The 13,761-nt window shown below is 66.9% G+C and carries 11 protein-coding genes; 2 read left to right on the top strand and 9 right to left on the bottom strand.

Going from position 1 to position 13,761, the window contains the following annotated elements:
- Nucleotides 1–95: 95 nt before the first annotated feature.
- The 4 genes from LPW26_RS17015 to LPW26_RS17000 form a co-directional block, all read right to left on the bottom strand.
- Nucleotides 96–338 (bottom strand): hypothetical protein, encoded by a 243-nt coding sequence (locus tag LPW26_RS17015; protein ID WP_238736668.1) that lies wholly within the window; start codon nucleotides 336–338, stop codon nucleotides 96–98.
- A gap of 351 nt (nucleotides 339–689) precedes the next feature.
- Nucleotides 690–2,468 (bottom strand): adenylate/guanylate cyclase domain-containing protein, encoded by a 1,779-nt coding sequence (locus LPW26_RS17010; RefSeq protein ID WP_238736667.1) that lies wholly within the window; start codon nucleotides 2,466–2,468, stop codon nucleotides 690–692.
- A gap of 251 nt (nucleotides 2,469–2,719) precedes the next feature.
- A complete protein-coding gene (locus LPW26_RS17005) occupies nucleotides 2,720–3,790 on the bottom strand; it encodes a YcjF family protein (RefSeq protein ID WP_238736666.1) in 1,071 nt (356 codons plus the stop codon).
- On the bottom strand, nucleotides 3,787–5,256 hold the full coding sequence (locus tag LPW26_RS17000) for a YcjX family GTP-binding protein (protein ID WP_238736665.1): 1,470 nt from the start codon (nucleotides 5,254–5,256) through the stop codon (nucleotides 3,787–3,789). Before LPW26_RS17000 ends, LPW26_RS17005 begins: the two co-directional genes overlap by 4 nt.
- Before the next feature lie 208 nt (nucleotides 5,257–5,464).
- On the opposite strand from LPW26_RS17000, the gene trhA reads away from it, so the two are divergent.
- Nucleotides 5,465–6,163, top strand: coding sequence for a PAQR family membrane homeostasis protein TrhA (trhA, locus tag LPW26_RS16995; protein ID WP_238736664.1), 699 nt, complete (start codon nucleotides 5,465–5,467; stop codon nucleotides 6,161–6,163).
- Between the two features lie 58 nt (nucleotides 6,164–6,221).
- Nucleotides 6,222–7,019 (top strand): SDR family oxidoreductase, encoded by a 798-nt coding sequence (locus tag LPW26_RS16990; protein ID WP_238736663.1) that lies wholly within the window; start codon nucleotides 6,222–6,224, stop codon nucleotides 7,017–7,019.
- Between the two features lie 206 nt (nucleotides 7,020–7,225).
- On the opposite strand, the gene mdlC is transcribed toward LPW26_RS16990, so the two are convergent.
- The 5 genes from mdlC to LPW26_RS16965 form a co-directional block, all read right to left on the bottom strand.
- Nucleotides 7,226–8,842: a benzoylformate decarboxylase gene (mdlC, locus tag LPW26_RS16985; protein WP_238736662.1), complete on the bottom strand. Its 1,617-nt coding sequence runs from the start codon at nucleotides 8,840–8,842 to the stop codon at nucleotides 7,226–7,228.
- Between the two features lie 226 nt (nucleotides 8,843–9,068).
- Entirely contained in the window at nucleotides 9,069–9,926 is an 858-nt protein-coding gene (locus tag LPW26_RS16980) for an FAS1-like dehydratase domain-containing protein (RefSeq protein ID WP_238736661.1), read from the bottom strand.
- 15 nt (nucleotides 9,927–9,941) lie between these two features.
- The gene (locus LPW26_RS16975) at nucleotides 9,942–11,036 is read right to left on the bottom strand and encodes a CaiB/BaiF CoA transferase family protein (protein WP_238736660.1); all 1,095 of its coding nucleotides are present in this window, start codon (nucleotides 11,034–11,036) and stop codon (nucleotides 9,942–9,944) included.
- 209 nt (nucleotides 11,037–11,245) lie between these two features.
- Entirely contained in the window at nucleotides 11,246–12,421 is a 1,176-nt protein-coding gene (locus LPW26_RS16970; protein ID WP_238736659.1) for an acyl-CoA dehydrogenase family protein, read from the bottom strand.
- A 32-nt stretch (nucleotides 12,422–12,453) separates the two neighbouring features.
- Nucleotides 12,454–13,719, bottom strand: a complete 1,266-nt coding sequence (locus LPW26_RS16965; RefSeq protein WP_238736658.1) for a cytochrome P450 — start codon at nucleotides 13,717–13,719, stop codon at nucleotides 12,454–12,456.
- Nucleotides 13,720–13,761: the final 42 nt, after the last annotated feature.

The raw sequence follows: 13,761 nt of genomic DNA, 5'->3' as shown, positions 1-13,761 counted from the left end.
CCCCCCCGCCCCCCTTTCGGGGTCCAAAATTTCCTCCCCCCCCCCCCCCCGCGGGGGGCCCCCACTTCCACACCTGCTACGACGATAGAGATCGATCAGTAGCAGATGTTGAAGGTGCGCCAGCGCCAGCCGTGCGGCGTCGCGACGCGCCGGGTCACGTAGCAGCTGCCGCCGCCGTAGCCGACGAAGCCGATGCCGAAAGCGGGACCGCCGTGCCAGTGATGATGGTGGTGCGGATGCCAACCCCAGCCGCCACCGGCGGAAGCGGCGGTCGGCGCCAAAGCGGCGAAACCGAGCGAAGCGGCGGCGATCAGTCCGAGTGCGAGCTTGCGAAACATGGTCGTACTCCTCATCATGCGCACGAGGCGCGGTTGTTAGTTTCCGTCGGATCTGGCGTTCAGATCCTGCCCATCGCACGTTCGTCGCATCGAAAATCAGACGGGTTCACACCGGCAGCATGCTTTTCTGCGCCTCCCACGCCCGTCATTCCGGGGCGCGAGCGCCAGCTCGCGAACCCGGAATCTTTGACGGGGCGAACCCATCGCCAAACAACATCGGGATTCCGGATCCGCGCCTGACGGCGCGGTCCGGAATGACGGGGTGTGCTGATCTGCGCCGTGGCCGGCGAGTTACTTACAGGGCTGTGCGGAAAATCGAGAAACGGCCGCCTGTGCTGCGTCCGTCACGTCTCACGCCAGCAGCGCCTCGCTGTGATCCAGCGCGGCGGCTAGGTCGCGCGACTGCGCGATCGGGCAGACCAGCATTGGCTCGGTGCGGCCGCGGATCTCGGCCTGCTGGGTCGGTAGCAGGTCGGCGCCGATGCCGGCGGTGGCGCGAATTTCGTCGGAGAGCAGGGTCTCGCAGCCGAGCGTCTTGGTCATGTCCTGCAGCCGCGCGGCGACATTGACGGAGTCGCCGAGCGCCGTGAACACCATGTGGTCGCGATAGCCGATCTCACCGAGGATGACGACGCCGCCGTGAATGCCGACGCCGAAGCGGATCGGCGCGCCGAGATCATGACCGATCATGCTGTTGAGTTCGTCGACCGATGCGGCGACCGCGGCTGCGGCGCGGATGGCGTTGCGGCTGGCTTCGCGTGGGCTTTCGTTCAGCCCGAACAGCGCCAGCACGCCGTCGCCGACGAACTGATTGGGCTGGCCGCCGCAGGCGATCACCGCGCGCGACACCGCGCCGAGAAAACGATTGACGATGAACACGGTGTCGAACGGCAGCCGCGTCTCGGCGAGTTTGGTCGATCCGCGCAGATCGACGAACATGCTGACGAGGTAGCGCTCGTCGCCGATCCGCGACATCCGTGCCGCCTGTCGCGCCGCCGCGACGTTGCGCGGTGGAAACACCGGCAGGAACGTTAGATCGTGCGTTGGCCGAAGCTGACAGGCGAGCCGGATGGTCGGGTCGTCGGCGGCGCCGACGCTGCCGAGCACGAACGCTTCGCGGCTGGTCGGCGGCGGCAGTTCGTCGACATCGCCGAGCACCCGGATACGACAGGTCGAGCAGCGCGCGCGGCCGCCGCAGACGCTGGCGTGGGGAATGTTGTGGCGCAGGCTGGCTTCGAGCACGCTCATGCCTCTGGGCACGCGCACCGTGCGGTCGCCGCCGTAGGTCAGCCGGATCATGCCGCCGCGGCGTTCCATCAATCCGCGGATCGCGCGGGCGATCAGCGCCAGCGCGATCAATCCAAGATAACCGATCACGAAGGCGTCGCCGATCCGGTCGAGCGTTCGCTGCTGCTGCAGCGTGCCCATCTGCTTGATCGACAGATTGGCGTCCTGCCAGGCTGGATCAGCGGCGACGCGGATCACATCGCGCCCGCCTTCGTAGAAGCCGAGCAGGGCCAGCGTCGGGATCAGCACCGCGACCACCAGCAGTGCCGGCATCGCCTTGCGGAACGCGGGCTTGATGCGGAGCCACAGCGCAAGCCCGATGCAGCCATGGGCCCACGCCACCAGCATCACCGTGACCATCAGCCAGACCCGGTAGGACGGCCACGCGACCCAATAGGCGTACAGCACCTGCGGATACAGCTTGTCGATGCCGTACAGCACGTTGCTGAGCCGCAGTCCGATGACGTGGCTGTAGATCAGCAGCGGCACACTCAGTCCGAGCACGAGCTGCAGCGGCTCGATCGTGCGCCAGCGGAACTGGCGGCGCTGATACAGCGCCCACAGTCCGAGCCCGGCGTGGATCGTCACCGAACCGTAGAACAGGATCGCCACCGGCAGGAACTGCCAGACCTCGAGATGCCATAGCACCCCCGCCTCGAGCGCCTCCGGCGAGATGTTGCCGAGCGCGTGATTGAGGAAGTGGCTGAGCAGATAGGCGAACATCACCAGCCCGGTGAACATCCGGACTTGGCGAAGGCCGATGCGGCGGAGCCAGCCGGGCAGACGGGACCGTCGGCCGTCGGTGGTCCGGCTGCTGTCGCGGGGGGCGTGCGGGCGGTGCATCTGCCGCTTGTCGAAGGATTTCCGTCGCCGGTCAACACGCAGCGCGTCGGCCCGGAATGGGGCGGCTTACCTCTCCCCGCGCGCAGGGAGAGGTCGACCGGCGAAGCCGGGCGGGTGAGGGGGCGTCTCCGCGAGGCCGAGAGTCAGCGACTCGCGGCCTGCCCCTCACCCCAACCCTCTCCCCGCAAGAGCGGGGCGAGGGAGCGCGCGGTGCTCGCGGCTGAGTGATGGTGCAGTCGATAGCGTCGTCGTTACTCTTCCTTCTCCCGCTTCTTCAGCAGGTCCTTGACCAAGTCGCCGAGCACCGGGCGGGGCAGGGCGTTGAAGGGGAGGGGGCGGGTCAGGTCGATGGCGGCGAGGCCGAGGCGGGCGGTCAGCATGCCGTTGACGATGCCTTCGCCGAGTTTCGACGACAACCGCGAGGCGAGGCCGTGGCCGAGCACGGACTGCATCACGCTGTCGCCGAGCGCGATGCCGCCGGTGATGGCGAGGTGGGTCACCGTCTGCCGCATCAGCTTGATCATGCCGAGCGCGCCGGGCCGCCCGCCATAGAGCCGGGCGAGCTGGCCGATCAGTCGGGTCGCGGCGATCGCCACGAACAGCACGTCTATCAGCGCCTTTGGGCTGATGGCGGTGACCACCGAGACGCGCTGCGCTGCCTTGGAGATCAGCGCTCGCGCTTCGATGTCCAGCGTCGTCATCAATTCGCGCTCGGCGAGCCGGATCAGATCGGCGCCGTCGATGATGTCGTCGAGATGCTTGGTGAGCGTGGCGCGGCCGTGCGCCAGTTGCGGATTGGGATGCTCGAACTTCAGCAGTTCGCGCACGATCGCCTGCGCCTCGGCGCGGTTGTCCGTCTCCAGCACGCGCGCCGCGCGAGTGTGGAGTTGCTCGATGCGCGCCAGCCGGATGAGGCCGAACGCTTCGCGGCCGATGATGATCGCCAGTGAGCCGCCGGCCAGCACGGCGAGGATCGCCCCGATGGTGCCGAGCGTGGTGCTCTGCGCGAACAAATCCTCGACCAGTTTGCTGACCCATAGCCAGAACGCCAGCGACAGCAACCCGGTCGCCGCGCTCCAGAACAGCGTGCCCCAGCCAAAACCTTTGCGGGGATTGATGATGCTGCGAGGCGCCTTGGGGGCGACGATCGGATGCTCCTTCTCCTGCGCCAGCTGCACGCGGGCGCGCGGCGGCGGCGAGGGCGCCGGATCGGGCGCGCTCGGGCGGGCGGCGGGGCCGCTGTCATCCGAATCGATCAGCACGACGCTCGGGTCGGTCAGCTTGAAGGTCGCCGGCCGGCGCGGAGGGACCCGCTCGGTCATTGCAGTTTGTCTCCGATCAGGAACTGGAGCGTTCGGTCGAGGCGGATGTGAGGCAGCGCCGGCCCCTCCGGATCCTGCGTGGCCAGCCGCGGCGGCCGGAAGCGCAGGAAGCGGAAGTCGGCGTCCTGATGCGAGCCGGCGGCGAGGCCGCGGAACGTATCCTCGCCCTTGAACAGGCCCTGCAGATTGGTCGGCAGATCGCCCGGGAAGGTCGCGACCTCGGTCTCGCCGTCGAACACTTCGCCCTCGGCCATCTCGCCTTTGATCGGCGTGCCGACGATCGACGGCAGCCGGTCGCGGCCGCGCTGCACCTGTGCCTCGCGGGTGGCGCGGACGGCGGCCAGCGCGACAACGTCGATGGTGGCACCGGCGAACTCGGCCCGCTGCATCGCCCGCTCGACCAGCTTGCGCAGGATCGCCTCGAGCCGGTCATGGCTGGAATGGTGCAGGTGATCGGCCTTGGTGGCGGCGAACAGGATCTTGTCGATCCGCGGCCGGAACACGCTCGACAGCAGTGAGGAGCGACCGACCCGGAAGCAGTCGAGGATGCCGGCCAGCGCCGCTTCGAGATCCTGCAGCGCCTCAGGACCAGCGTTGAAGGCGCTCAGCGCGTCGGCCAGCACGATCTGGCGGTCGAGCCGGGCGAAGTGGTCGCGAAAGAACGGCCGCACCACGACGTCCTTATAGGCCTCGTAGCGCCGCCGCATCATCGCCCACAGCGAGCGTTCCGGCGCCGTGCCGTCCACCGGCACGTCGAGTGGCGCGAAGGTCAGAGCCGGCGATCCGGCCAGATTGCCGGGCATCAGGAAGCGGCCGGGCGGCAGCAGGCTCATGGCGAACTGCTCGTTGCGGCAGTTGCGCAGATAGCTGGTGAACAGCCGCGCCGCGGTCAGCGTCTCCTGCTCGTTCTCGCGGCCGTTCGGATCGAGCGTCGCCAGATGCGCGTGCCACTCCCGCGCCACCCGCGCCCGCGGATCCTGCCGCGACAGCGACAGGCTTTCTGCCGCCCAGGTCTCGTAGCTTTTGTTCAGCAGCGGCAGGTCGAGCAGCCATTCGCCCGGATAGTCGACGATATCCAGCGTCAGCGTGCGCTCGGCGCCGTTCTTGCGCTGATAGTCGATCACCAGTCGCAGTTCGCTGATATCGACCGTCGAACTCGGCCATTGCCGCTGTTCGATCAGGGTGGCGAGGAAGTTCTCATAGGCGAAGCGCGGCACCGCGTCGTCGGGCTGCGGTGCCAGCCGGGCGGTCGCGATCCGGCCGGTCGACATCGATTCGAAGATCGGAAACCGGCCGCCGCGCGACAGCCCGTGCACCAGCGCGGTGATGAACACCGTTTTGCCGGCGCGCGACAGCCCGGTGACGCCGAGCCGGACCGTCGGGTTGAACATGGTCTCGCTGTAGTCTTTCAGCGCCCGCGCCGACAGCCACGCTTCCTCGACCAGATTGGAAAAACTGAAGGCCATGCGGCGAAATATTCAATCAGGAGATGGGTGGCGGGGAGGTTAGCCGGAAACCGCGTGATGCGACAATCCGACCTGCGGTGGGCCTTGGCTTCGCCGCCTTTCCGGCGGATAGAATTTGCGAGCGTTCGCAGGCCGCCGGCCTGTCACGCTCCGCTCGTCATCGCCATGTAGGTGTCAGGTCAACGAAAGACAGGGTCCCGCTCCGCCTATGACAGTGTTTCGCTTCAAGCAAATCGTTTCGCATGCCAGAATCGATGGCAAAGGGGCGGTGCACTGGAACTACGACCGTGCCGAGTTGATCGCGGACGGCGTGGTCCATGTCCTGGGCCTGGTCGCCGGCCTGATCGCCGTCACCGCGCTGATCACGTTGACCGGCGTATTCGCGTCGACCCCCACCATCCTATCGGTATCGGTGTACGCGGTGGGCCTGCTGGCGATGCTGGGGCTATCGGCAGCCTATAATCTGTGGCCGGTGTCGCCGCGCAAATGGCTGCTGCGCCGGTTCGACCATTCGGCGATCTACATCCTGATTGCCGCGACCTACACCCCGATCATCACCCAGATCCCCGACCAGAGTTTTGGTCTGGCGCTGCTCGCCGGCGTCTGGGGCGTCGCGGTGGTCGGCATCCTGATCAAGCTGTTCAAGCCGGGCAAATTCGACAAGCTGTCGGTGGGTCTATATCTCGCGCTCGGCTGGAGCGGCATCATCGCCTACGATCAGGTGATCCAGACGCTGCCGACGACGGCGATGTGGTTCCTTGGCATCGGCGGCGCGCTGTACACATTCGGCGTGATCTTCCACGCCTGGCGCCGGCTGCGGTTCCAGAACGCGATCTGGCACGCTTTCGTGCTGCTCGCGGCCGCTTGCCACTATGTGGCGGTGGTGGACCTGGTGCTGGCGGCATAGCGGTCTCCCGGCCTTTGCGATAAGACAGCCCCCGCAACAACAACAACACGGGGGAAACATGCAGATTGCGGGCAAGGTCGTCGTCGTCACCGGCGGCGGCAACGGCATCGGTCAGGCGCTGTGCGAGGCTTTCGCCAAGGCGGGCGCCGCCAAGGTGGTGGTCGCCGATCTCGATCAGGCGCGTGCCGAAGCGGTGGCGCAGTCGATTGGCGGCGCGGCTTTCAAATGCGACGTCGCCAAAGAGGCGGACATCCAGCACGTCATCGAGGAAACCGAGCGCCAGTTCGGGCCGATCGACCTGTTCTGTTCCAACGCCGGCATCGGCGGCGGCTTCGATCCGATGTCGGAGAACGCCGGCGGCTCGTCCGACGAGCCGTTCATGAAAAGCTGGATGATCCACGTGATGGCGCATGTCTACGCCGCACGGCATCTGATCCCGCGCTACAAAGCGCGCGGCGGCGGCTATTTCCTCAACACGATTTCGGCGGCGGGCCTGCTGTCGCAGGTCGGCAGCCCGGCCTATTCGGCGACCAAGCACGGCGCGGTCGGCTTTGCCGAGAACCTCGCGATCTCGCACAAGGCGCACAACATCCGCGTCTCGATCCTGTGCCCGCAGGGCGTCGACACCAACATGCTGCGCGGCATCCCCAAGGGTCCGCAATCTGACGACGGCAATCTGTCGCCCGAGCGGGTGGCGCAGGACGCGCTGAAGGGCGTCGAGCAGGAAACCTTCCTGATCCTGCCGCACGCGCAGGTGATCGACTACATGCGCAAGAAGACCGACAACTACGACCGCTGGATCGGCGGCATGGCCAAGATCCAGGCGAAACTGCGCGAGGCGTTCGGGAAGGCGTAGGCGCTCGCGTACGGCCTAACCTCTCCCCGCGCGCGGGGAGAGGTCGACCGGCGAAGCCGGGCGGGTGAGGGGGCGTCTCCGCGAGGCCGAGAGCCAGCGACTCGCGGCCTGCCCCTCACCCCAACCCTCTCCCCGCAAGAGCGGGGCGAGGGAGCGCGCTGCGGATGTTGCGAGCACTGCCGGTGCGCGCTGGCGAGTGGGATTGACTACCCGTTCTTCGCGTACAGCAGCGGCACCGAGCTATCCAGCATCGCTTCGAGCACGAACACGCCATCATGCGCCAGCGCGCGGGCCAGCACCGGCGCAACATCCTCGCAGCGCGTCACGCGTTCGGCGGCGCAGCCCATTGATTGCGCGAGCTGGACGTAGTCGATCCCGGGCAGCTCCAGCCCCGGCACGTCACGGACCTGCATCACCTGGCTGAACGAGCGCATCGCGCCGTAGCCGGCGTTGTTCATCACCACAACCGTCAGCGGCAGCTTGCGCTGTGCGGCGGTCCACAGCGCTTGCACCGAGTACATCGCCGAGCCGTCGCCGATCAGGCAGACGGTGCGGCGCTTGCTGTTCGCCAGCGCAAAGCCGGTGGAGGCGGGCAGCGACCAGCCGAGGCCGCCGCTGGCCATGGTGGCGAAGCTGTCCTGGCCGCGCATCGGCATGTACCTCTGCATCGCCATCCGATGCGATGGCGCTTCCTCGACCAGCATGGCGTCGTCCGGCATCGCCTTGCTGAGCGCGTCGAGCAAGTACTCGGGCGGCATCGGCTCGGCGGCCAGCGGCGCCGGCGGGACCGCGCGCGGCGATGGCGCGGAGCGCTTGGGCTGGGGGAGCAACTCGAGCAGCAGCGTCAGCGCCGGAATCATCGTCGCGATGATGCTGGTGCCGAGCGGCGTCACCGACGCGGCGTCGGCATCCTCCGTGATCTGGAACAGCGCTGGGCCGCCGTCGAAGATCGACGCGTGGCCTTCGACGTGGAACGTGAACACCGGCGCGCCGATCACCACGACGACGTCGTAAGCGCCCAGCGCCTCGGATAGTTGCCCGGGCGACGCAGGCAGAAAGCCGGCAAACAGCGGATGCCGCTCCGGAAAGCTGCAGCGCGCCGAGAACGGCGACACCCACACCGGCGCGTTTGTGCGCTCGGCAAGCTTGACCATCAGATCCACCGCCGCGGCGCGATCGACCGCCGGACCGACCACCAGCGCCGGCTTCTTCGCTTTCGCCAGCCCATCGGCCAGCGTCTCGATGGCGACGTGTTCCGGCCCGATCTCGCGCGTCACGCTGCGCGGCGGCACCGGCGCGGCGGGCCGCGCCCAATCGTCGATCGGCACCGACACGAAGGTCGGCCCGCACGGCGGCTGCATCGCCACGTAGTAGGCGCGGGCGATCGCCGCCGGCACATCCTCAGCGCGCGCCGGCTCGATGCTGTACTTGACGTAAGGCCGCGGAAACTCGCTGGCCCGCTCGGCGCCGAGGAAGGCCTGCAGCGGCAGCAGGCTGCGGGCCTGCTGGCCGGCGGTGATCACCATCGGCGTCTGGTTCTTGAACGCCGTATAGATATTGCCGAGCGCGTTGCCGACGCCGGCGGCCGAATGCAGATTGACGAAGCCGGCGTTACGCGTCCCCTGCGCATAACCATCCGCCATCGCCACCGCCGAGGCCTCCTGCAGCGCCAGTACGTAGTCGATGTCGTCCGGCCAGTCGCTGAGGAACGGCAGCTCGGTCGAGCCGGGATTGCCGAACACCTTGTCGATCTTGAAGGCGCGGAGCAGATCGAGCGTGGCGGATTTGACGGTGGTGGTCGCGGCGTGCGGCTTCTTCGGCAAGGCGGTTTCCTCCGGCGACAGCGCGCCGTGCTTGTTGCTTGCAGCCGATCAATCAGCAGGCGGGGAGGGGAGTCAACACGCTTTCCCCGTCATTCCGGGGCGCGCGCCCTTCGCGCGCGAACCCGGAATCCCGAAATTGTGGAAACGTCGCAGTCGCAGAACAGCTCGAGATTCCGGGTTCGCTCACTTCGTGAGCGCCCCGGAATGACGTGCATGTTGCAACGAGCTACCAGCTCGCCGTGCCCTTCATCGTCGGCACGCCGTCGGCATTTGCGGTCCACAGGTCGAGGCCCGTCGCCGTCTCGTTGGCGTTGACGCTGAAGTCGGCGCCGTCAAACAGCGGCTGCACGCCGCGGTAGCTGAATGTCTTCGGCGCCGCGCCTTTCAGCTTGGCGGCGAATTCGACCAGGAGCGCCGCCTGCATCGGGCCATGCACGATCAGGCCCGGATAGCCTTCGACCTTGGTGACGTAGTCGCGGTCGTAGTGGATGCGGTGGCCGTTGAAGGTCAGCGCGGAATAGCGGAACAGCAGGACAGGATCAGCGAGGTGGCTTTCGCGATGCTGCGCGGCCGGCGGTACGGCCGCCGGCTTGGCCGGCGCTGCCGGCGTCGCGGAAGGCGGCGGCACGTCGCGATAGACGATGTCCTGGCGGTCGCGGATTGCGACGCCGCGCGGCGTGGTGATCTCGTGATTGACGGTGACGAAGCACAGCGTGCCGGTCGAGCCCTGCTTGATCTGCACGTCGCCGATCGTCGAGGTGCGCGTCACCTCGTCGCCAACCTTGAGCGCATCGATGAAGGTCAGCTCGCCGCCGGCCCACATCCGCCGCGGCAGCGGCACCGGCGGCAGGAAGCCGCCGCGGGTGGGGTGACCGTCCGGGCCGAGCATGTCCATCGGATACACCGGCTGGCCGAGACACCAATGCGCGGTGTACGGCGCGGCATCGCCCGCCGCGGGCTTGCCGATGTCGAGAAACAGCGTCGCGCGCAGACCCTTGACCAACTGCGGCGTGACGAAGTCGGTGGCCTGCTCGGAGCGGCCGATCCATTGCCGCAGGTGATCGATGTCGAGTGCGTCGGTCATGACAGAAGCCTTCCGTTACTTGCGCTTGTCGCCGATGCCCGGCACGGCGCCGTAGTGACGCGCGTCGCCGACGAAGATCGCCGCCGGCGCCGGATAGGTGACCTTGCCGTTCGGGGTGTCGACCTCGATCCGGCGCAGATGCGGATGATGCGACAGGTCTTCCATCGTGTTCACTTCGGCGAACGCGATGTCGGCGCTAGCGAGATGTTCGAGCAGATCGTCGCGCGTCAGCGAGCCGAAAATGTCCGCGACGATCTTGTCGGTGTAGGCGCGGTTCTTGACCCGCTCGACGCCGTTCTTCAGCCGCGGATCGTTCGGCAGATCCGGCTGGCGCAGCACGTCCGAGCACAGCTTCTTCCACTCCCGCTCGCTCTGGATCGAGATCAGGATGTCCTTGCCGTCCTTGCTGGTGAACACGCCGTAGGGCGCGATCGACGGATGCGCGAGGCCGAGCCGCTTGGGCGGGTTGCCGGCTTCGGCGTTGAGCAGCGGCACCGTCAGCCAGTCGGCCATCACGTCGAACATCGAGATCCGGATGTCGGCGCCTTGCCCCGACCGGCCGCGGCCGATCAGCGCTTCGAGGATCGCCGCATGCGCGGCGGCGCCGGTGGCGACGTCGACCACCGACATGCCGACACGCGAGGCGCTCTCTGGTCCGCCGGTGATCGAGGCGAGGCCGCTCTCGGCCTGGATCAGCAGGTCATAGGCCTTGCGATGTGCGTAGGGGCCGTCATCGCCGTAGCCGGAGATCGTGCAGATGATCAGCTTCGGGTAATCGGCGCGCAGCCGCTCGCGGGTGAAGCCGAGCTTGTCCATCGAGCCGGGCTTGAGGTTCTGCAGCAACACGTCGGCCGAGGCGATCAGCTTCTCGAGCTCGTCGCGGCCTTCCTTGGTCGACAGATCGACCACCGCGGATTCCTTGCCGCGGTTGAGCCAGACGAAGTAACTACTTTGGCCCTTGGCGGCGGCGTCGTAGCCGCGGGCGAAATCCCCCTCGGGGCGTTCGATCTTGATGACATGCGCGCCGGCGTCGGCCAGCCGCGAACTGCAATACGGCGCCGCGACCGCCTGTTCGACGGCGATAACGGTCAGTCCTTCGAGCGGAAGCATCACTTCACCTCTCCCCGCGTGCGGGGAGAGGTCGACCGGCGTAGCGAAGCGAAGCCGGTCGGGTGAGGGGGCGCATCGGCGAGGCCGAGAGTCCGCGACTCGCGTCGCCCCTCACCCCAACCCTCTCCCCGCGAAGAGCGGGGCGAGGGAGTGCGCTGCGACTCGTGGCGAGCGCGCGTGATTGCGAAGCTGATCAGCATGACCGACCCTCAATACGACCGCGGCATGCCGAGGACGTGCTCGGCGAGATGCGACAGGATCAAATTGGTGGAAATCGGCGCGACCTGGTACAGCCGGGTCTCGCGGAACTTGCGCTCGACGTCGTATTCCTCGGCGAAGCCGAAGCCGCCGTGGGTCTGGACGCAGGCATTGGCGGCTTCGAACGAGGCGTCGGCGGCCAGCATCTTGGCCATGTTGGCCTCGGCGCCGCAGTCCATGCCGGCTTCGTACTTCCGGGTCGCTTCCTTCACCATCAGTTCGGCGGCGCGCATATTCGCGTAGGCCTTGGCGATCGGAAACTGGATGCCCTGGTTCTGGCCGATCGGCCGGCCGAACACGACGCGGTCCTTGGCGTAGTTGGTCGCCTTGGCGATGAACCACTTCGCATCACCGACGCATTCCGAGGCGATCAGGATGCGCTCGGCGTTCATGCCGGACAGGATGTAGCGGAAGCCCTTGCCTTCCTCGCCGATCAGATTCTCCTTCGGCACCTTGAGGTCGGTGATGAACACTTCGGTGGTGGCGTGGTTCATCATGGTGCGGATCGGGCGGATCTCCAGGCCATTGCCACGCGCTTCGCGCATGTCGACCAGGAACACCGAAAGGCCTTCGGTCTTCTTCGCCGCCTGATCCTTCGGCGTGGTGCGCGCCAAGAGGATCATCAGGTCGGAATATTCGGCGCGGCTGGTCCAGATCTTCTGGCCGTTGACCACGTAGTCGCCGTTGGCATCCTTCTTGGCAAAGGTCTTCAGCGAGGTGGTGTCGGTGCCCGACGTCGGCTCGGTGACGCCGAACGCCTGCAGCCGCAATTCGCCCGATGCGATCTTCGGCAGCCACTTCGCCTTCTGCTCATCGCTGCCGTGGCGGAGCAGAGTACCCATGGTGTACATCTGGGCGTGACAGCCGCCGCCGTTACAACCGGCGCGCTGAATCTCTTCGAGGATCGCCGCCGCGGCCGAGAGCTTCAGCCCGACGCCGCCGTATTCCTCGGGGATCAGCACCGACAGATAGCCGGCCTCGGTGAGGGCATCGACGAATGCCTTGGGATAGGCCATGTCACGGTCGAGCTTGCGCCAGTATTCGCCCGGAAACTGCGCGCACAGTTTGGCGACGGCGTCGCGGATATCGTGGAATTCGTCCTGCTCCGCGGCGGCATGATGTTTCATTGTCGAGGCTGTCTTCTTTTTCTTGGGGGAGGTCAGGAAATGCGAACCGGCAAGGACTCGTAGCCCTTGACGAAGCTCGAATACACCCGCTTCGGCTCCCCGACAACTTCGATGCGGTCAAACCTGGCCAGCATTTCCTCCCAGACGATGCGGAGCTGTAGTTCCGCCAGCCGCATGCCCACGCAGCGGTGGATGCCGAAGCCGAACGACAGGTGAATCTTCGGCCGCTTGCGGTCGATGATGAATTCGTTCGGCCGCTCGATCACCTCGTCGTCGCGGTTGCCGGAGACGTACCACATCACGACGCGATCGCCCTTTCGGATGGTCTTGCCGCCGAGCTCGGTGTCGGCAAGCGCGGTGCGGCGCATATGCGCCAGCGGCGTCTGCCAGCGGATCACCTCGGGTACCATGGTGTCGATCAGCTTCGGATTGGCGCGCAGCTTGGCGAATTCGTCCGGGTTCTCGTTCAGCGCCAGCACCGAGCCGGTCATGGTGTTGCGGGTGGTGTCGTTGCCGCCGACGATCAGCAGGATGAGATTGCCCAGCAGATTGTCGCGGTCCATGTGGCGGGTCGCGTCATGGTGCGCCATCATCGACAACAGATCATTCCGCGGTTCGGAATTTACCCGTTCGTTCCACAGCTGAGCGAAGGTGGCCGCACACTCGTTGAGTTCGTCGCGGCGCTGCTGTTCGGAATCGACCACGCCGCTCTTGGGCAGCGCGGTGGCGACGTCGGACCAGCGCGTCAGCTTGCGCCGTTCGTCGAACGGGAAGTCGAACAGCGTGGCGAGCATCTGGGTGGTCAGCTCGATCGAGACGCGGTCGACGAAGTTGAAGGTCTCGCCACGCGGCAGGCCGTCCAGCACCTTGCGGGTGCGCTGACGGATCAGCACCGCGAGTTCGTCGAGATGCTGCGGCGTGAACATCGGCGACACCGTCTTGCGCTGCGCCGAGTGCCGCGGCTCGTCCATCGCGATGAAGCTCGGCCAGTCGTAGCCGGGCGGGGCGTCGCGGATCGAGATCCCGCCCAGCGTGGAGTCCGACGAGAACACCTGATGGCTGGTGTCGACATGCATGATGTCGTTGTACTTGACGACGCTCCAATACGGCTCGATCGGCGCGTTGGTGCAATAATGCACCGGCTCCTCGGCGCGCAGCCGTTCGAACCAGGGCCATAGCGTATCGTCGCGGAAATGCCGCGGCGCGCCGGGGTGGAAGTCCTTCAGCGGGGTCGCATAGGCTTCCTCACGCGCTGCGCGTTGGCGGGCGGCTTTGTCGATCTCGATTGTGCCGTGCATGCGTGGCCCTTTCTGTATGGTCGCGTTTCCCGCCGATCGTCC

Origin of the sequence: Rhodopseudomonas infernalis (assembly GCF_022271405.1) — a bacterium.
Classification (GTDB): domain Bacteria; phylum Pseudomonadota; class Alphaproteobacteria; order Rhizobiales; family Xanthobacteraceae; genus Rhodopseudomonas; species Rhodopseudomonas infernalis.
The sequence above is the reverse complement of the archived record's forward strand: the minus strand, read 5'-3'. Positions and strand labels throughout refer to the sequence as shown.

Bases quoted from the DNA above. Each gene is read 5' to 3' on its own strand.
- LPW26_RS16990 (WP_238736663.1), top strand. From the start codon at position 6,222: ATGCAGATTGCGGGCAAGGTCGTCGTCGTCACCGGCGGCGGCAACGGC.
- LPW26_RS17010 (WP_238736667.1), bottom strand. From the start codon at position 2,468: ATGCACCGCCCGCACGCCCCCCGCGACAGCAGCCGGACCACCGACGGC.
- LPW26_RS16965 (WP_238736658.1), bottom strand. From the start codon at position 13,719: ATGCACGGCACAATCGAGATCGACAAAGCCGCCCGCCAACGCGCAGCG.
- LPW26_RS16980 (WP_238736661.1), bottom strand. From the start codon at position 9,926: ATGACCGACGCACTCGACATCGATCACCTGCGGCAATGGATCGGCCGC.
- trhA (WP_238736664.1), top strand. From the start codon at position 5,465: ATGACAGTGTTTCGCTTCAAGCAAATCGTTTCGCATGCCAGAATCGAT.
- LPW26_RS16975 (WP_238736660.1), bottom strand. From the start codon at position 11,036: ATGCTTCCGCTCGAAGGACTGACCGTTATCGCCGTCGAACAGGCGGTC.
- LPW26_RS17005 (WP_238736666.1), bottom strand. From the start codon at position 3,790: ATGACCGAGCGGGTCCCTCCGCGCCGGCCGGCGACCTTCAAGCTGACC.
- LPW26_RS16970 (WP_238736659.1), bottom strand. From the start codon at position 12,421: ATGAAACATCATGCCGCCGCGGAGCAGGACGAATTCCACGATATCCGC.
- LPW26_RS17000 (WP_238736665.1), bottom strand. From the start codon at position 5,256: ATGGCCTTCAGTTTTTCCAATCTGGTCGAGGAAGCGTGGCTGTCGGCG.
- LPW26_RS17015 (WP_238736668.1), bottom strand. From the start codon at position 338: ATGTTTCGCAAGCTCGCACTCGGACTGATCGCCGCCGCTTCGCTCGGT.